This is a genomic window from Vescimonas sp., assembly GCF_057856985.1.
On sequence record NZ_DBLZXX010000002.1, the window covers coordinates 120,162 to 138,445 of the forward strand.

Here is an 18,284-nt window from a genome sequence, read left to right on the forward strand (position 1 = left end):
ATGTGCCGGTGGGTCGTTACAACGTAACGATACACCTGTTTTTGTGTGATTTCAATAAGCTGGCTGCATAGTATCGGTCTTTTTCCCCTGTTTTTTGCAAAAAAGCGCAAAAAAGAGGACTGTCCGATGGACAGTCCTCTTTTTTATCAGAAGTGGCCGCTGCGGCCGGAGCCGCCTCCGCCGGACTCGCTTTGGGAGTCGTTCTTCTCCTTTTTGCGGCGGGTCTCGGTGGTGTGGGTGTAAATGTCCGAGCGCTCCGTCAGATCCAGCCCCTCGGCGGTGACGTAGACATCCGCCTCCGCGCCGCGGCGGACGGACTTCATCTTGCCCTTCAGCACCAGGCACACCGCCAGCGCCACGCCGCAGCCCACCAGCAGCGCCGGGAAAATCACCTTGCCCAGAGGCTTGCGCACCGCGTGGCCCTCTGACGCCTGCTGCATCATGTCGGCGCAGGTGGTCAGATAGGTATGAAAGCCGCCGTACCAGTCGTCATCGCCCAGATAGTCCAGGAAGCTGTCCTCCAGCTGCTGCTGGGCATAGCTGCCGATCATGCTCTGGGCGTAGCCGTCGCGGACATACAGGCTGTAGCTGCGGTCGTACATGCTCAGGAGCAGCAGCACGCCGTCGCGGTCCTCGCCGATGCCGAAGTCGTAGTCGTTGTAGATGGTGCAGGCGGCCTCGTAGACGCCGTCGGCGTACTGCTCGTAGTCGTAGATGGTGACCACGTACACCGCGCAGTCGTACTGCCAGGTGATCTGGTCGGCCAGAGATTCCAGCTGCTGGCGCTCGCCGTCGGTGAGCAGGCTCTCCGTGTCGTAGATCAGGGCGTCGCCGGGCTGGGTCTCCGCCCATGCGGGGACGGTCAGCGTCAGTGCTGCCAGCAGGGCCAGCAGGAACGTAGAAATTCTCTTTTTCATTGCGCCGCCTCCCTTATACCAGCATCATGATGGCGGCGGTAATGGCCGCCACCGGCGCCGCCACGGCGGCGAAGATCGTCCAGAAACGTCCCATATCCGTGGGCAGGTCACCCACCAGCCTGCCGGTCTGGCCGTTCATGGCGAACAGGAAATCCTGTCCCTTCCACTTGGTGTGGAGCATCCAGACAGGCAGCAGGGCGTAATGCACCTTGCCGCGCCGCAGCCGGATGTCCTGCCGCAGGGGGATGCAGCTGTCGTACTGCTCCGCCGTGCGGCGCAGGGCGCTCTCCAGCGAGGCGGCGCAGCGTCCGTCGGCCCGGTCATGGCTGTCCTCCACGCTGACATCGTACTTGTCGGCCAGGAAGCCGGGCAGGTACGCGGTGGAGAAGGGCTTCAGATCGGTGTAGTCATACGGCTCGATGGAGTCCATGTGGTCATCGGGCATCTTGCTGGACGCGTCCACCGGTACCTTTTCAAAGGAGATGGAGCCGCCTCGGTGAACGTCGTAGTGCTCCGTCTCCGTCACCTCATAGTCGGAGGTCTCGTACTCGTGGTGGATGAGGCCCTCGTAGTCCACGGTGCCCTCGGCCTGGCCGTCAAACATCCAGAACGGCACATAGACGCCCTGGATCTTCTCGATGTGGTTGCCGCTGGTAAACGCCTTGGGCAGCAGGGGCTTGCCCTTGTAGTGGTTCTTCAGGGCGGCCACGGCGTCCTCCTTGCTGAGCTTGAAGGGCAGGACGAAGTCCGGCTTCAGCGCGCCGCTGAACTGGCCCGGTACCACGGTGGGATTGCCGCAGTAGGGGCAGGACGTGGCGGCGGTAGAGGCGTCGCAGATCAGCTCCGCGCCGCAGGAGGGGCAGTTATAGGCCTTCATGCCGTCGGCCTCCGCGCCCCAGTCGCTGCTCAGGCCGGAGGTATCCCAGCCCTGGGACTCCATGTCCGCCATCTTCTGGCGGTTTGCCTCAGCTTTGGCCTCCGCCTTTTCGGACGCCGCTGCTGCGGCGGCTTCCTTATCGGCGTACAGCTTTTCAATGTCCGCCACCTCGTACTGCGCGCCGCAGTAGTCGCACTCCAGCTTGCCGGACGCGCCCACAAAGTGCAGCGGGCCGGTGCAGGCAGGGCATTTATAGTTGGTCACTTGGGATGCCATAATTTTCCTCCCTCTCATAGTCTGGCCGGGGCGGCCTTACAGGGGCCGTCCGCAGTTCTGGCAGAACTTGCTGCCGTCATTTTCCAGCTTGGCGCCGCAGCTGGGGCAGAACGTGGGCCGGAAGCCGGTGTCCTGCCGGGGCGCATAGTCCTGACGAGGGGCGTAATCCTGATTGGGTGCAGACTGCTGATAGCCGCCCTTCCCGGGGACGCCCAGGTAGACGGAGCTGTCGAAGCCCAGGATCATGGTGAACACGGAGGGCAGGAAGATCAGGCCCACCGCGAAGCCGCCGCTCTTGCCGAAGGCCTTGGCCAGCTTGATGCAGGTCTGGATGCCCAGGACGATGTTGTAGATGGGGATCAGCAGCATCAAAAAGCGCCAGCCGCTGCCCCAGGTGATCTCGAAGAGGGTATAGACGTTGTAGAAGGGTACGATGGAGGCCCAGCCGGGCTTACCCGCCTTCTTGAACAGCAGCCAGCAGGCCACGATGCCCGCCGCGCCCAGCAGCAGGGAGAGGAAGCTGGCGAAGGGGCTGGGGGCCATCTGGTACTCATAATAATAGTAATCGATGAACTGCATGGTCTTCTCCTTTCACATGTCACACGGTGTCAGGGACGGGGATTGCCGCAGTTGGCGCAGAACTTGCCCTTGTTGACGCTGCCGCAGGAGCAGGTCCACTCGTCGGCAGGTCTGGGCTTGCCGCATTCGCCGCAGAATTTGCCGGTGTTCACCGCGCCGCAGGAGCACTTCCATTCCCCCGCCGGTGCGGGCTTGGGTGCGCCGCACTCGCCGCAGAACTTGCCGGTGTTGCCGGTATGGCCGCAGGAGCAGGTCCAGCCTGCGGGCTGGGACGCCGCCGGCTGGGCGGTCTGCTGCTGACCCATGGCGTACAGGTCCTGGGCATTCATGCCGCCGGCCTGACCCGCCATGTTCATGCCCATGAACGCCATGGCCGCGCCGCCCTTGTTGGCCGCCGCCATCTTCATGGCGTCGCCCTGAGAACCAACGAGATGGGCCGCCGCGCGGGTGGGGTCCATGAAGGCCGCGTTGCGCTGCAGTTCCTTGAGCATCTTCTCGTCTTCTTCATCGGCGGTGACACTGGACACGCCGAAGGACACGATCTCGATGCCCCGCAGGTCGCGCCACTTCTTGCTCAGCACCTCGTTGAGGGCGTCGGCCAGCTCCATGGTGTGGCCGGGCAGCTGGGAGTAACGGATGCCGGTCTCGCCGATCTTGGCAAAGGCGGGCTGGAGGGCCGTCAGCAGCTCGGTCTTGAGCTGGCTGTCCAGCCGGTCGCGGGTGTAGTCCTCGCTGACGTTGCCGCAGACGTTGGTGTAGAACAGCATGGGGTTGGAGACGCGGTAGCTGTACTCGCCGAAGCAGCGGATGCCCACGTCGATGTCGATGCCGGCCCGCTGGTCCACCACGCGGAAGGGCACGGGGCTGGGCGTGCCGTACTTGTTGCCGATAAGCTCCTTGGTGTTGAAGTAGTAGATGCGCTGATCCTTGGGGGCCTCGCCGCCGAAGGTAAAGCGGTTGGCCATGGTACCGAACATGTTCTTCAGGCCCTGGCCCAGACTGCCGCAGAACAGGGACGGCTCCGAGGACATGTCGTAGGTATACTCGCCGGTCTCGGCGCACATGTCCACGATCTTGCCCTGGTCCACGATGAGCATGCACTGGCCGTCCGCCACCGCGATGACGGAGCCGTCGGTGATGACGTTGTCATCGCCGTGACGGTTGCTGGAGCGTCGGGTGGTCTTTTTCTGTCCCTTTACCGCCAGCACGTTCTCGGGAATGGCGTCACAATAAAAATATTCCTTCCACTGGTCAGCCAGCGTACCGCCGGCCGCGCCCATCGCCGCTCTGATAAGTCCCATAGTCTTTCTCCTTTTTCTGCAATTTGGGGGCGCTCCCCTGTTTCGCCCCATCGGATACTTTTAGCATACCATAAAGCGTGTGCTTATGCAATCACGGCACATAAAAAACACGCCGGCCCCTGCGGGGACCGGCGGTGTGCCGCATCATGCGATGTCCGTCATGTCAAAGAGCCGCGTCTTGCCCTGCTGGAAGCGGTCGTAGGCCGTCAGGGCGTAGAAGCCCTGCTCCGTGGCCATGCCATCCGGCTTCGTCTGCCGGGCGCTGTGGCGAAAACCGCCGCCGGTGCAGGCAAAGGCACACAGGCCGTCCAACGGGGACGCGCCGTCCTTCAGGAAGCGCTCATCCGATGCGGGGTCGATGCCCAACGCCGTCAGGGCCACGATCACCTGCGCACAGGACTCGCTGTTGCTCTCGCCCCAGCTCATGAAGCCGCCATCGGCCTGCTGGGCATCGGACAGATAGGTCAGCGCCGCGTCAACTGCCGCCTTGACGTCTGTCTCCTCCTGATAAGATGCCAGAGCCGTCAAAGCCATGGCGGTCATGTCCACGTCGGAAACGTCGCCCATCAGAGTCCAGCCGCCATCGGCGCACTGGGCGGACAGGATCTCCGCCACCAGGCCTTCGCGGGTGGTCTGCTCCTCGCCGTCGGCGCACTGCGGGATATCGTAAGCCCCGCAGTCCAGAGCGATCAGCGCCCAGATGGGGCCGTTGAGACCCTGGGCACGGACGAAGGTCATATCGCTCAGCCCCGCCGTCAGGTCCACGCCCGCCACGTTGGCGGCATCGCAGCCTGCGGCCGTCAGGCCTAGGATGGTGCGGGAATTCTCGGTGGATTTTGCGTGGTGCAGCCGCACGGAGCCCGCCTGCTGCACGTAATCCTCCACGCTCCGCTCGTAGCTCCGGGCCGCCGTGTCGCTGAGCAGCCCCGCGCGGCTCAGGCCGATCACCGCCCACTCACCGCCGATGGAGCCCGCCGTGGGGGCGCCCTGCGTCTGGAGATAGGCCCCCGTCTCGCGGCAGGCCGTCTGCCACGGGGCCTCCGGCACAGGCTGCGCGCCGCAGGCGGGCAGCAGCACCAGCACTGCCAGCAGCAGGGCCGCTATACTCTGTTTCATCCGATCCCCTCCTTACAGGAATTCCACGTATTTCAGGCGCAGGCGCTGCCTTAGCCCCGCGTTGTGCCAGGTACGCCGCCAGATCTCGTCCTTCAGGCGCAGTACCCGACGGCGCTGCTCCTCCGTCATGGGCCGGCCCCGGAAGCGGGCCTCCTGCCACAGTCGGGCCGCCTGCAGGTAGTCCTCCCGCAGGTCCTGATCCATATAGGCCACATAGTCCTCCGGCGGGCAGTTCCGCGCCGCCATGCCCCGGGCACGGAGCACATCCATCGTATAGCGGAAGATGGCGTCGATGGCGGCCGCCGCGTCCGCACCGAAAAACGACGCTTTCCGCTGCCGTGTCCGCCGCCGCTCCCGCAGGATACGGCCCAGCAGCACCGCCGCCAGTACCACGGCCAGTGATACCAGCAGCACCAGCAGTACGGTCATGCCATGCTTCAGCCAGAGCTCCCGCAGTGCCTCCGTCACGGGGTCCCGTGCGTCGGTGTCGTCCGGCTGCTCCGGTGTGTCCTCCAGCGGGGCCTGACCCACCAGACCGGAGATGCTCTGGTACTGCTCCGCCTTTTCCATGGCGGAGAAATAGGGAGGCGTGACCTCAAAGGGCAGCCAGCCAAGGCCATCCTGATAGTACTCCACCCATGCGTGAGCACGGTTCCCGCCCACATCCAGCGTCTGGCCGGATTTCATCTGGGCCGCGTCATCCTTGGTCACCAGATAGCCCTCCACATAGCGGGCGGGGATGCCGTAGTAACGGAACATCAGGGCCGCGGCCGTGGCGTAGTGGACATCGTAACCGGTCTGGGTGCCGTCCAGAAACGTCAGGGCGAAATCGCCGCCGGTAATGGGAAGAACATTCTCCTCATAGGTGATGTAGGTGGTCAGATAGAACAGGATGTTCTGCTTGGCCCGCCGGTAATCGAAGTGTACCTGCCCCTCGTCTTTCTGATAGCCGCCCAGCTTCTCCTCCAGAAAGCCGCGGATATCATCGGGGATGTCCGTATAGTGGTCGTAGACGAAGCGGTTATAGGCCGCCTCTGTATTCAGAAAGGCATTGGTCTGCTCCGTCTCCTCCAGCAGTGCCGCAGCAAGCCGCTGGTACTGGGTGATGATATTGTCGCTGGCGTGGAAGCTGTACGTCCGCTGCCCCCGCAGGCCACTGGCCAGCAGGGTACGGTCGCCGATCTGGGCTGCGTCCAGCACATCGCTGTCCGCCAGCAGCTCATAGGGTGCATAGAGATACTTTCCCGACGCGCCCACGTTCTGCACCGTCACGGCGTTGTCATAGCGCAGCGCGTCCGGCACACCGGCCTGCGCCGCTGTGGTCAGCTGGCTCTGGGCGTAAAACCCGTCCTGATGCAGCCAGTAAAAGGTATCCGCGTCCTCACTGAGAGTCTTGCTGTCCAGCGCGGTCCAGCGGCTGTTGGCATACGTCTCGCCCACGAAGCCCCGGAGGTAGTAGGACGTGGGCTGGGTCATGGTGACCTCCAGCATGGCGTCCTCCGTGGTGCGGCGGGGGCCGACGCCGGTCATATCGCCCTCCGGCAGACCTGCGGCGGCGTTGCTGCCGTAGCGCAGGATATCCGCCCGTGCCGCTGTCCAGCGGGCGGCGGTATCCACGGCGGCAGGGTGGGCGGCGTCGCCGTTCCAGCAGCCCAGCGCCGTGACGCAGGCCAGCAGCAGCGCCGCAGGACGCAGCCACGCCCGCAGCGGGGCGGAGGACGCGTGCCGTCCGCCGAAGCGCACGGCGTAGAGCAAAAGCAGCGTCAAAGCCGCCAGCAGCAGCCACCATACGGCGGTCAGGGGCGCAAACAGCACCGCCGCCGCAGCCAGTACCAGCGCCATGGGCCAGAAGCGCAGGGCGCTGGGGCGGCGCACGCAGGCCATGCACCACAGGCCGCAGACCACGCCCAGCAGGCACAGTACCGCCGTCAGGCCTACGCTGCCATCCTCCTGCGCCAGAAAGCTGGTGTAATTGCGGGCATGGAGCTGCTGCCACGTCTGCACCGCCGCGTCCAGCAGCTGGGCAAGACCGTTGGTCACAGTACCCGGCAGTGCCAGCACCGTCAGCAGGCAGCCCGCCATCCATGCTGCGTCAGGCAGCCACGAGAGGCGCGTGCCTTCCGTCAGACACACGGTGGCCGCCGCTAAAACGCCCAGCAGCACCGGCCACAGGGGCGATACCGGCAGGGAAAGCAGCGTGATGAGCAGGGTCATGAGCCCCGCCGTCAGAAGGGATGCGTTCAGAAGTCCGCCGAAGCGGGCGCCATTAAAGCGCAAGATAGATCCCCTCCTTACTTCGCAGCATGGCGGTCGAGACCGCCACGTGGGTCACGGGCGTACCGGAGGCGGTGGTCAGGTCCTCCGGCTCCGACCGCAGAGACAGCACCGCCGCGTGGGCGTAGTCCAGTCCCTGCGTCTCCGCCAGACGCCGCGTCACCGTCCGGGTGTCCGGCTCCGTCTCCGCCGACAGCAGGCCGGACAGGGCCTGCGTCAGCTCCTCCGTGTCGCCGATGGCACATAGCCGCGGCTCCATGGTCTCGCGGTCCAGCCACGCCGCCTGATGGGGTAGGCCCGCCTCGCATAAGGCCGCAGACACGGAGACAGCCGCCTCGCCCAGCGCCTCCCGCTCCTCCGGAGAGGGAGCGGTATCAGCGGTGTTGTCCAGCACCAGCAGAATGGCGTTGTTTACCGGAAGACCCAGCTGGCGCACCAGCAGGTGATCCGTCTTTTCCGACAGTTTCCAGTGAATGTTTTTGATCCGGTCGCCGGGCAGGTATTCCCGCAGGGCGAATGTCTCGCTGGGATCATTGCCGGGATGATACATGGAGTATTCGCTGCTGTCCATGTCGGGACTCCGGCGCTCCGACACCGTCAGCTCCACCGGCCAGACATCCGGCAGCACCAGAGACGGGGCTGTCAGCCCCACCGGCTTCTTCGCCCCCACAAGACCGAACATGTCGTAGACCCGCAGGGCCGTCAGCGTCAGCTCCAGCTTGCCGCAGTGTCGGGGCCGGAGGGTGCATACCGTCTGGGCCTTGGCGTGCCCTGCCGCAGGGAGGCAGGCTGCGGCATGCGTCACCTCGCCGGTCAGCAGATTCCGGCATTGGACGTCTGCCTGCACCCGCAGGCAGCTGAGAAGGCCGCTGTTTGCCACCGTTACCGTTACCGGCAGTTCCTCCCCCTTGCGGCAGGAGACAGCGGCGGACAGCTGGGCCGTCAGGCGCTTGCGCAGGGCGCAGGCCGCGGCGATCTCCGCCGCGGCGCAGAGCACCGAGGCCAGCAGGATGCCGCCGGCCATATTGCCCACGCCCCGTGCCCACGCTGCCAGCCACAGCAGCAGCCATACAATAAAAACGATCCGATTTTTCGCCATCGCTCAGATGTGGTCGGGCCGCCGGACCTGCTGCACCACCTCTGCCAGCACGTCTTTGGCGGTGGTCTCGGCGATCCTGGCCTTGGGCGACAGGATGAGACGGTGGGCGCACACGTCGGCAAAGACGGCGGCCACATCATCGGGCAGCACGTAGTCACGGCCCGCCATATAGGCGCGGCTCCTGCTGATGCGGCACACCGCCAGAGCGCCGCGAGGGCTGACACCCAGCACCGTCAGCGGGTGGCTGCGGCTGGCCTCCGCCAGGCTGGTGACATACTCCAGCAGGGCGTCCGCCATGTGGACTGACTGGGCTTCCTTCTGCATAGCCAGCACCTCCGCGCAGGAGGACACGGTGGCCACCGCCTCCAGCGGGTCGCCGGTCTGGCGGTCCCGGAGGATGTTCACCTGACTTGCAAAATCGGGATAGCCCATCGCCAGCCGCACCATGAAGCGGTCCAGCTGGGCTTGAGGCAGCAGCTGCGTACCGGCAGAGCCTACCGGGTTCTGGGTGGCGATGACCACGAAGGGGTCCGGCAGCTTGTGGGTCTGGCCGTCCACGGTGACCTGACGCTCCTCCATCACCTCCAGCAGCGCCGACTGGGTCTTGCTGGAGGTGCGGTTGATCTCATCGGCCAGCAGCAGGTTGGTCATGACTGCGCCGGGCTGATAGGCAAAGCTGCCGCTCTCCTTATGGTACATGGAGAAACCTACGATATCCGAGGGCAGCACGTCCGGCGTGAACTGGATACGCCCATACCGGAGACCCAGGGCGCGGCTGAAGGCCAGCGCCGTGGTGGTCTTGCCGGTGCCGGGCACGTCGTCCAGCAGCACATGGCCGCGGGAGAGCACCGTCATCATGATCTTTTCCAGCACATCGTCCTTACCGGCGATGACCTTTTTCACTTCATTCAGGATCTTTTCTACGCTGGTATTCATCTGCTTTTCTCCTCTTACCATTCTTTATAGTAGTTGCCGCTGGAAACGCCGTAGCTGCCGTTGGCGCTGGAATAGCCGCCGATGTCCTTGCCCATGGCCAGCGTGTACCGCACGCGGATGACGCTGCCGTCCTGCGGCTTGCAGACGTTGAGGCCGTAGCCCGGATAGCTGCCGTTATAGGAATACATCCAGCCCGACCAGCGGTAGAAGTCAAATTCACCAAGACTGTCCATGGAGAAGGGTTGGGGATCCAGTCCCGCACCGTTCTCGTCCATGCCGTCGGCCATAATCAGCTCCATCAGTTCGGAATCGATGAAAAAGCCGCTGCAAATGCCGCTGCGCTGGATGGCGGACAGATAGCTGCCGCTGCCGCTGACGGTGTAGCCGTTCTCCGTCAGCACCTGCTGCACCACGGTCCATGCGTCCGTGCCGCCGGGGACCGTCACCTCCGTGGGCGCCACCAGATAGCCGAGGCCCACGGTGGTGGCCTCCACGCTGACGGTAACGGTGACGGTGCCCTCCTCGTAGTACACCGTCCAGCTGCGGGTGGCGGAATAGCCGTCGCCATCGGTGGCGGTGATGGTGATAGTATTGGCACCCTCGTTGGAGAGATAGGTGGAATAGCCGAACTTACTTCCGGACTGGCTCACCGGCGCAGGCACCACCATACCGTTCACTGACACGGTGTAGTTGTTGGAATAGAGCTGCTTACCGGTATAGCTGTGGCCATCCACCAGCAGGATGACATCCGGGTTCTTCAGTGTCAGGCCGTCTGTCAGGCCGATGATGGTGCCGTCCATTTCGATTTCGGGCGAGATCGTAGGCTGACGATCCTCCGGAGTATCCTCCGCGTTGCGTTGGAAATGCAGCTGATACTTATAAGTCTTGCTCCGGCCCGTGGAATCCTTGTAGTCGATATACAGCTTCCGGTCCTCACGGCCCATCTGCACGGTATACCGGTCGTCGCTGTCCTGGGTCAGGGAGAAGGTGCCGGTGCTGTCACTGACACGGACGCGGTCGATGGACTCCTTACCGGTGCTCTGGATCAGGTGAAGCCGGAATTTGTACTGCTGGCTGTCCACTGTCACCTTTTCAAAGGAAGCAGAACTCTGTGCCGTATTGTCGTCAATGACGGTATCGGAAATACTGGTTTCGATCCGGAACGCATTGGCGTTGTAGGTGATGGTATAGGTCACATCGGCGGTGGAGGACTGATAGCTTGCCTTGACGCGGATGCGGTTCTCGCCGGAATTCAGGTCGGCGGTGTAGCTGCCGCCGCTGCCGGCGAGGGTCCTGCCGTTGAGCTCCACGGACTGCACCGGATAGGTACTGCCGTCCCGCTCGGCGTAGGCGGTGAAGGTCAGCGCGCCCTCCGACACGGTGCCAAGCTCACCCAGCTGCCGCCCGTCCGAGGTGCGCTTCGCCACGATGATAAGTTCCCCGGGCTGGGCGTAGTAGACGGTGTAGCTGCGGGTGGCGCGGACGGTGCCGCCGTCCTCCTGATAGTCCGCGCTGACAACGATGGTATTGGCTCCCGCCGCCAGATGCACCATCACGGAGGTGGTCTGTGCGGCATAGCGCAGTTCCCTGCCGTTGACGGTGACGGCGAGGCCGATGGGCTCACGCTGCGGCTGGTGGGTGATGGTAAAGGTGTAGGTCTCCTCCGCCGTGGTCTCGCCGTCGATGATGCTGGTGGTAAAATACAGCGCGGCATCCGGCGCCTCCGGTACGGTAACATCCCCCGGTGCAGCGTGGTCCGGTGTCTGTCCGCCGGAGCCGCCGCCGTTATCCGCGATGTCCAGCAGGTCGCCGATGCCGTCCCGCCCGTCCGAGGACGCGGTGTCGCTGTCCACGGGGGGCGCGTCCGGCGTGGGGGTATCGTCAGGCTGCGAGCTTTCCGGTGCGTCCGGCTGATCCGACGGCGTCTCGTCCTCAGGGACCTCCGCGTCGTTGGCGCTGTCCATGGCCGTCACGCGGTCGCCGTCGTACAGCACCTCCCCGGGTGAGTACAGCATGCGGGATGCCGCCCGGGCATCCTCCCGTGGGGCATGGCCGGTCTGAAGCCGCGTCACGCACAGCACCGCCGCCATACACAGCAGTATGGCCATGGCGGTCTGCATCACGCCTCCCAGTCTCTTTTTCACGCTTCACGCTCCTTCTGCAACCGCCGCAGGAGGGGAGCGGCACGAGACCTCCCCCTCCTGCGGGACTTACGCTTTGTTTTTCTTTTCGGTGCGCCGCACCGCCGCCAGCCAGCGGAGGATCAACGCGATCGCCGCCGCAGACGCCAGGATGCCGCCGCCCAGCCACACAAGGCTCCAGTCAAAGGGCTGCGCCTGCTCCGGCCGGGTCTGGTCTGTGGGCTGCATCCGGTCCGCAGGCTTCACGCCGTCGGACATTGTCTCGTCGGCGGAGGGTGTTTCCCCGCCGTTCTCCGCGCTCTGGGCCAGCAGCTGCCGGTACTGGGCGGCGGCAGTCTCCATCTGCTGCACCAGCCTGGCGTCCACCAGCTGCTTCTGCTCCGCCGTCAGGGCGTCGTAGGCCTCCTGAGCCTTGCGGATGGCATCGCCGCTGTCTGCCGTCACCGTGCCGATGGCAGAGATGAGACTCTCCGCCGCCTTGGCCGCGGCGTAATTGCTCTCGTAGGTGCGGTAGGCCGTCTCGCCCTCCTGCAGCGATGCGTAGTTGGGCACCAGCGCCTTCTGCGATGCCGTCAGGGCGTTGTAGGCCGTGCGGGCACGCTGCAGGCGGGTCTTGGCTGCAGCCGCCTCGGTGGGGGGCATGACGGGTTTGACCGTGCCGATGGAGGAGATCAGCACCTCCACGCTGCCGCCGCAGTAGTGGTCCAGCGCCTTGGCCGCGCTGTCCCGATCCACGCTGCGCTCCAACTCCTGCCGGACACTGTCTGCCAGACGCTCCAGCCGCTGGGCTACGTCGGCGTAGGACGCTTTATCGTTCTTCAGCCAGGTGTCCAGCTGCTCCGACGCCCTGGTGTAGACCGCCAGCAGCAGCTGGGCGCGGCTGACGCCCGCCACCTGCTCCGCAGGCAGCAGCGCCAGCTGCTCCCGGGTCAGGCCCTTTACGGCCTCCGATGTCTGGGTCAGCACCTCCGACGCTTTGTGCAGCTGGCCCAGTGTGGTCGTACCCTCGGTGAAGGCCAGCTTGTCCAGCAGCAGCCGGGCCACCCCTGCGGCGTAGCCGTTGAGGGCGGCGGTCATGCCCGATGCGTCGGCGCAATCGCCCAGCCGGCTGCGGATATCCGCCGCCAGACGGCCGATGCCGGACTTCACGGCGGTGTATTTCGCCTTGTCGGCGCTCTCCCACTGCCGCAGCAGGTCCAAATTCTGTTCGTAGGCCGTTACCAGCACCTGCGCATCGGTGATGGCCCTGCCGTTGACCACCAGCCGCTTCTGGGCGGCGGTGAGGGCGTCATAGACCTGACGCACCTCCGGCAGCGCGGCGGCCAGCTCCCGCATAGCCGCGCCGGACTTCACCCGCGCCGCGATCAGCAGGTCCGCCACACCGGCAGGGAACCGCGCCAGCACCGCGTCCGTATCCACGGACTTGGTACAGGCCTCGATGGCGGCCTTTTGTGTTTCATACAGCTTGTTCAGCTGTTCTGCAATATCCTTATAATTCTTCTTTGCGCTGCCATACAGCTTATCCAGCTGCTTCTGCGCGGCTTCCTTTGCCGCCGTCAGCAGGTCGTCCGCGTTCATGCGGTCCACCATGGCATCGTAGGCCGCGGCGATGTCCGCCGTGGTCTCGGCGGTGCGGATGGTCTCCGCCGTCTCTGTCAGCAGCTTTTCGATCTCCTGGCATTGGGCCACGGTGGCGATAGGCTTGATCTCCCGCTCATAGCGGTCGTTCAGATAGCTGACCACCTCTTCGCGGCTCTGCTGCTCCAGAAGCTGCCAGTCAAACAGAGGATAGCCGCTGTTGACGCCGCCGATGCTGTCCACCAGTCCCTCAAACAGCGTATCCGCCGTCAGCACCGCGCTTTCCTTCACGCTGTCGCCCTGACTGCACTTCCAGCCCATCACGAACCGGCAGGCGCCCTTGCGCACCGTCAGTCCCGTGTAGTACCGGCCGTCCAGCGGGTAGCCCGCCAACGCGCCCACCCGAACGGTGGCCGTGCCCACCAGCAGGCCGCCTGCGTTGTAGCAGTTCTCCAGCGTCAGGCCCCGGCAGCCGTACTGAGCGTTGGCGGAGTATTCGCCGCGCTCGCCGCCCAGAATGCCGCCCACGATGGTGCTGCCCGCCACGCTGCCGGTGTTGTAGCAGCTGCGAACCGTTACGGTCCCCGCCACGGCAAGTCCCAGGACGCCGCCGGTGCCGCCCTTGTTCAGCAGCACCGCCGCAGTATCGTTGGACACCGCGCCCTGATTGGCGCACTGGGACAGCGTCACCTCCGTGCCGCTGCTGCCCGCGCTTCCCACGATGCCGCCCACGCCTGCGGCGCGGCCTGCGTAGACCTCGCCGGCGTTGACGCAGCGCTCCAGTCGTGCGCCGGCGCTGATAAAGCCCACGATGCCGGCCTGCCCGCCGTCGCCGCCGGAGCCGCCCAGATAGCAGGCGCCGGGCGCGAAGGCAGTGTAGACCCGCCCCTCGCTGCGGCAGTCGGTGAGCGTGTGGCTGCCGCTGCCGCTGAGGCGGCCCACCAGACCGCCCACGGCGGCGCGCTGCGCCTTCTGGTCGTTGGCAAAGGACACGGAGACATCCACCTGCGACACGCAGTTACTGATGGTGACGCCGATGCCCTCGCCGCTGCCCAGCAGGCCGCCGATGAGGTAGCCCGCCGTGTCGCCGTCGTAGGAACGGACGCCGGTGAGCTCGATGCTGCCCCGCACCGTCAGGTTCCGGATCACCGCGTCCTGCGCCACGCCGAACAGGCCCAGCTTCTGCCGCCCGCCCAACGAAGTGATGTACAGGCCGGACACGGTGTGTCCCCGGCCGTCAAAGGTGCCGGTATAGGGCCGCTGGCTGCCGCTGCTGCGCGTGCCGATCACCGGCCACTGGCAATAGCCCAGATCCACGTCCGCCGTCAGCACGGCGCTGAATCCGCCGCTCTCCGTCTGGTTGTTCACCGCATAGGCCAGCCACGCCAGCTCCTGCGCCGTGCCGATCTGGTAGGGATCGGCCTCCGTGCCGCTGCCGTGGGGCCGGCTGGCGGTGATGCCGTCCCAGCCGTTTTCCGCCCGGGAGGACTCCAGCAGCTTCTTCAGCTTGCCGGCGGCGGCGGTGTACGCCTGCTCGATGGCGGCAAGGCCCTCCTTCCGGGCCTGCTGGATGGCGGTATAGTCGGTAAGGCTGTCCAGCTCCACCGCAGCGGCCTCCCGGATGGATGTCACGCCCCGCTCCAGCGCCTGGGTCAGCAGCTGCCGCCGTGTCTCGTCGAAACCGCTGATGTCGTCCAGCTGCGCCGTCAGCGCCGCGATGCGCTGCTGCGCCAGATCATCCAGAGCCTGCCGCGCCTCATCGCGTGTCTTTTGCAGGGCTGCGGCTGCCGCCGCGTCCATGTCCGGCGCAGTATCACCCTCCGTGAAGCCTGCGGTCAGGTCCGCCAGCGCCTTGCGGGCGTCGGCGTAGATGGCGTCCACCTCCTCCACGGAGGAAGCGCTGTCCAACTTGGCCCGCCAGCTCTCATAGGCGGCCAGCACCGCGGCCATATCGTCCTGCGTATAGTTCCTGTTGTAGACGTAGGTATTGTAGAGGTCCTGCTGCCGCTTGGCCTGATAGGTGGTGATTCTGGTCAGCAGGCCGTTGTCGCCCAGATATTTCAGTCGGATATTGCTGATGTCCGCGATGGTAGCGGCGCCGGCGATCTCCGTCTCCGCCGCCGCCAGCAGGGCATCCGCCTCCGCCTGCTCCGCCGCCGCGTACACGCGGCTTCCGGCGTAAGCGCGCAGGTCCTCCAGCAGCTGTTGGCCGCTGGCATCCGTGCCGGTGAGGACGGCGTCCAGCTGCTCCTGACACTCCCGCAGCAGCGTCTCCGTCTCGCCGCTGTCTGCGGCGGACTCGATGCGCTCCAGATAGGACAGGATCACGCCGTTATAGAGGATGCTCTGGTCCCTGCCGTAGGCGGCGTAGCCCTCATCGCCGGCCTCGGGCCGGATGAGCTTCGCCAGCAGCGTCACCGCAGCGCTGACCTTGTCCCAGCGGTCACCGCCGGTGATGTCATAGGCCGGTGTCACCGTGGACACCCGCGCCGCGTCGTGGCTGGCGGTGACCGCCATGTCCACCACGCCCCACAGCGTGTTGCCGGAGGCGCTCTGCACATGGCTGAGAACGCCGCCGTGCCACTCACCCACGATGCCGCCCACGCCCTGAGACGTGGTGCCGCCGTTGTCCGTCACCGTGCCGGTGTTGTAGGCGCAGGACAGGGTGCAGGGGCCGGTGAGGCCCGTATCATCGGCGGTGTCGATGTATCCCACGATCCCGCCTGCGCCGTAGCCCAGAGCGGGGGAGCCATCGGCGGTGACATCGGCGTAGCTTCCCACGTTCCGGATGGTCACGTCCAGCACGTTTCCGGAGATGTAGTCCGCCCCGCAGACCCAGCCCACGACGCCGCCCACGCGGCTCTCGCCGTCCACAGCGCCCTGATTCTCGCACAGGCGCACCTGGGCGTAGTCCGTCAGCAGGCCCACGATGCCGCCCACGCCGCGGCTGCCGGTGACGGCGCCGTAGTTGGTGCAGTAGCGGATGACGGCTCCCTTCTGGGCCACGCCCGCGATACCGCCGATGTAGTTGATGTTCCTGCGGCCGCCCACGGCGCCGTAGCTGCCGCAGCTGTCCACCACGGCCTGCGCCGACGCCTTGCCCACGATGCCCCCGGCCACCGCGCTGTAACTGGTGCGGTCGTTGGTGACGTACACCGTGGAGAAGCACTGAAAGATAATGCCCATACTGTATCCGGCGATGCCGCCCGCACCCACGCTGGAGATCTTGTTGCCCTGAGCGGCGGTGATGGCGATGGTGCCCGCCGTACACAGGCGCTGCACCGTGCCGGACATGCCGATGACGCCGAACAGTCCGGCGTAGGCGGCGCTCTCCACCCGCAGGCCGTGGACGACGCTGTTGCCGCCGTCAAACGTCCCCTGATAGCTCTTGCCGCCGGTGCTGCCGATGGGCGTCCAGACATAGCCGTTCAGGTCGATGTCCGAGGCCAGACGGGCACACAGCGTCCGCTGGCCGCCGTTGACCTGGTCTGCGAACCACGCCAGCTCCGCGGCAGTGGTAATTCGATAGGGGTCCTCCGCCGTGCCGTTGCCCTCCGCAGGCCGGGTACGGGACGTGCCGTCCCACTTGTCCCCCTGCGGCACGCGATTATCCGCCACGGTGGGATCCACGCCCTCCGCCGTCTGTTGGGCGGAGGCCGCGAAGGCATCCTCCAGCGTCTGAGCGTCCGCCGTGGTATGGCAGTCTTTCAGCGCTGTCAGCGCCGTGGTCAGCTGCCGGGCCAGCGTCTGGCGGGCTGTGTCCAGCTGTTCCCGCCCCTCTGCCGTGCGCTTCAGCCACACGCCGCGGCTGGCCTCGGCAAAGGCGGATGCCTTGTCCTCGATCTGCTGTAAATATGTCTCATACGTTGTCTGGAGCCGCTGGATCACCGCCTGCCGTTCCTGTTCCGACAGGGTGGTGTAGGTCTGGGCCTTGACGGGCACCTCCGCCATGGCCGCGGCCAGCACCGTCAGCAGCGGCAGCTCCTCTGCCGACACAGCTGCGTCCACAGCGGCCAGCGCGCCCTGATAGAGCTTGGTCAACGCCGCCCAGCTCTCCGGCTCATAGGCCGTCTCGCTGTATTGGCTCCATAGCTGGGCCAGCTGGGTGCGCAGCGTCTCCTTCTCCTGCTCTATTGCGGCAGACGGCGTCTGGGGCTGGGTCAGCTCCCAGCGCAGCATGGGCCAGCCGCCATTCTCCGCTGTCAGCAGAAAGCCGTTGGCATCGTCCTCCGCCGCGCCCTCATTCAAAGCCGCCAGCACCGCGGCGGCATCCGTCTCCTCGAACCGCCCACCGGCAGGGACAGCGTCCGTTCCGAACGCCTTGCCCGACCAGAACAGCGCCTTGCTCTCCGCGCTGAACGTACCTTCACCGCACAGTGCGCCGGCCTTCTCCGCGCTGACAGTCCGCAGCTCGCCCCAGTTTTCCGGTGCTGCCGCGTCCTCTGCGGCAGGCCGCAGGGCGGCATAGCCGTACGACGCGGTGCAGTCCGCCTGCTCCGCCAGTTGGCCCACTAAGCCGCCAGCGCACACGCCGCCCAGCACGTCGCCGTACTGATAGCACCGCGTCAGCGTCATGCTGCCGCCGTCGAGGCTGCCCACAAGGCCGCCGGCCGCGGCGCTGTCCAGCGCCTTTACCACGCCGGCGCCGGCGCAGCCCGTCATGGTCAGCGTACCGCCGGTGACGCGGCCCACAAAGCCGCCCACGCTGCCGCCGGACACCTCCGACTGCACCGCCGCCTCACTGCGGCAGCCGCCGATAGCCGTGTCGCCGGAAACCGTACCGGCCAGTGCGCCCAGGCTTCGGACACCGCTGTCCTCCGCCGCGGTCAGTTCGCCCCGCAGACGGAGGTCTTTTACCGCCGCGCCGTCCAGCTCTCCGAATAGGCCCCATGCCCCGACCGGTCCACCGGCCGAGGCATGAAGATCTATGGTGATGATATGGTGGGCGCCGTCGAAGCTGCCGGTGAATGTCCTGCCGTAGGGCTCGTCCACCGTGATGTCCGCTTCCAGACGGTAATTCCCGTCCGGCGCCATGGCGGCAAACTCCGCCGCCGTGGTGATAACTGCCGCCTGCGCCTCCGCCTCTGGTGAGACCGCCTGCGCCGTCACCGGCAACAGGCTCGCCGTCATGACAACGGCCAGCAGCAGGGCTGTGATCCGTTTTCTCATCTGCACCCTCATTCTATTTCC

10 protein-coding genes are annotated in these 18,284 nt (G+C 65.8%); all 10 read right to left on the reverse strand.

Annotated features, from left to right (window positions below; genetic code table 11):
- Window positions 1-146: 146 nt before the first annotated feature.
- Window positions 147-917 carry a TPM domain-containing protein gene (locus ACZM22_RS03505; protein WP_489543134.1) on the reverse strand — a complete coding sequence of 257 codons (771 nt, stop codon included), beginning with the start codon at window positions 915-917 and terminating at the stop codon, window positions 147-149.
- A 13-nt stretch (window positions 918-930) separates the two neighbouring features.
- Window positions 931-2,070 (reverse strand): hypothetical protein, encoded by a 1,140-nt coding sequence (locus ACZM22_RS03510; RefSeq protein WP_489543135.1) that lies wholly within the window; start codon window positions 2,068-2,070, stop codon window positions 931-933.
- A gap of 36 nt (window positions 2,071-2,106) precedes the next feature.
- On the reverse strand, window positions 2,107-2,649 hold the full coding sequence (locus ACZM22_RS03515; RefSeq protein WP_489543136.1) for a DUF5684 domain-containing protein: 543 nt from the start codon (window positions 2,647-2,649) through the stop codon (window positions 2,107-2,109).
- A gap of 29 nt (window positions 2,650-2,678) precedes the next feature.
- Entirely contained in the window at window positions 2,679-3,950 is a 1,272-nt protein-coding gene (locus ACZM22_RS03520; protein WP_483268436.1) for an SPFH domain-containing protein, read from the reverse strand.
- Between the two features lie 144 nt (window positions 3,951-4,094).
- Entirely contained in the window at window positions 4,095-5,066 is a 972-nt protein-coding gene (locus ACZM22_RS03525; RefSeq protein WP_489543137.1) for a prenyltransferase/squalene oxidase repeat-containing protein, read from the reverse strand.
- A 12-nt stretch (window positions 5,067-5,078) separates the two neighbouring features.
- Complete coding sequence (locus ACZM22_RS03530; protein ID WP_489543138.1) at window positions 5,079-7,343, reverse strand: transglutaminase-like domain-containing protein; 2,265 nt, start codon at window positions 7,341-7,343, stop codon at window positions 5,079-5,081.
- On the reverse strand, window positions 7,333-8,439 hold the full coding sequence (locus tag ACZM22_RS03535) for a DUF58 domain-containing protein (RefSeq protein WP_489543139.1): 1,107 nt from the start codon (window positions 8,437-8,439) through the stop codon (window positions 7,333-7,335). The genes ACZM22_RS03530 and ACZM22_RS03535 overlap by 11 nt, the downstream gene beginning before the upstream one ends.
- A 3-nt stretch (window positions 8,440-8,442) precedes the next feature.
- Window positions 8,443-9,375 carry an AAA family ATPase gene (locus ACZM22_RS03540; RefSeq protein WP_489543140.1) on the reverse strand — a complete coding sequence of 311 codons (933 nt, stop codon included), beginning with the start codon at window positions 9,373-9,375 and terminating at the stop codon, window positions 8,443-8,445.
- Between the two features lie 14 nt (window positions 9,376-9,389).
- The gene (locus ACZM22_RS03545; protein ID WP_489543141.1) at window positions 9,390-11,519 is read right to left on the reverse strand and encodes a hypothetical protein; all 2,130 of its coding nucleotides are present in this window, start codon (window positions 11,517-11,519) and stop codon (window positions 9,390-9,392) included.
- Between the two features lie 66 nt (window positions 11,520-11,585).
- Window positions 11,586-18,263, reverse strand: coding sequence for an autotransporter outer membrane beta-barrel domain-containing protein (locus tag ACZM22_RS03550; protein WP_489543142.1), 6,678 nt, complete (start codon window positions 18,261-18,263; stop codon window positions 11,586-11,588).
- Between the last annotated feature and the right edge of the window lie 21 nt (window positions 18,264-18,284).

Coding starts and splice junctions, on each gene's coding strand:
- ACZM22_RS03520 (WP_483268436.1), bottom strand. CDS start 3,950: ATGGGACTTATCAGAGCGGCGATGGGCGCGGCCGGCGGTACGCTGGCT.
- ACZM22_RS03515 (WP_489543136.1), bottom strand. CDS start 2,649: ATGCAGTTCATCGATTACTATTATTATGAGTACCAGATGGCCCCCAGC.
- ACZM22_RS03525 (WP_489543137.1), bottom strand. CDS start 5,066: ATGAAACAGAGTATAGCGGCCCTGCTGCTGGCAGTGCTGGTGCTGCTG.
- ACZM22_RS03505 (WP_489543134.1), bottom strand. CDS start 917: ATGAAAAAGAGAATTTCTACGTTCCTGCTGGCCCTGCTGGCAGCACTG.
- ACZM22_RS03550 (WP_489543142.1), bottom strand. CDS start 18,263: ATGAGAAAACGGATCACAGCCCTGCTGCTGGCCGTTGTCATGACGGCG.
- ACZM22_RS03535 (WP_489543139.1), bottom strand. CDS start 8,439: ATGGCGAAAAATCGGATCGTTTTTATTGTATGGCTGCTGCTGTGGCTG.
- ACZM22_RS03510 (WP_489543135.1), bottom strand. CDS start 2,070: ATGGCATCCCAAGTGACCAACTATAAATGCCCTGCCTGCACCGGCCCG.
- ACZM22_RS03540 (WP_489543140.1), bottom strand. CDS start 9,375: ATGAATACCAGCGTAGAAAAGATCCTGAATGAAGTGAAAAAGGTCATC.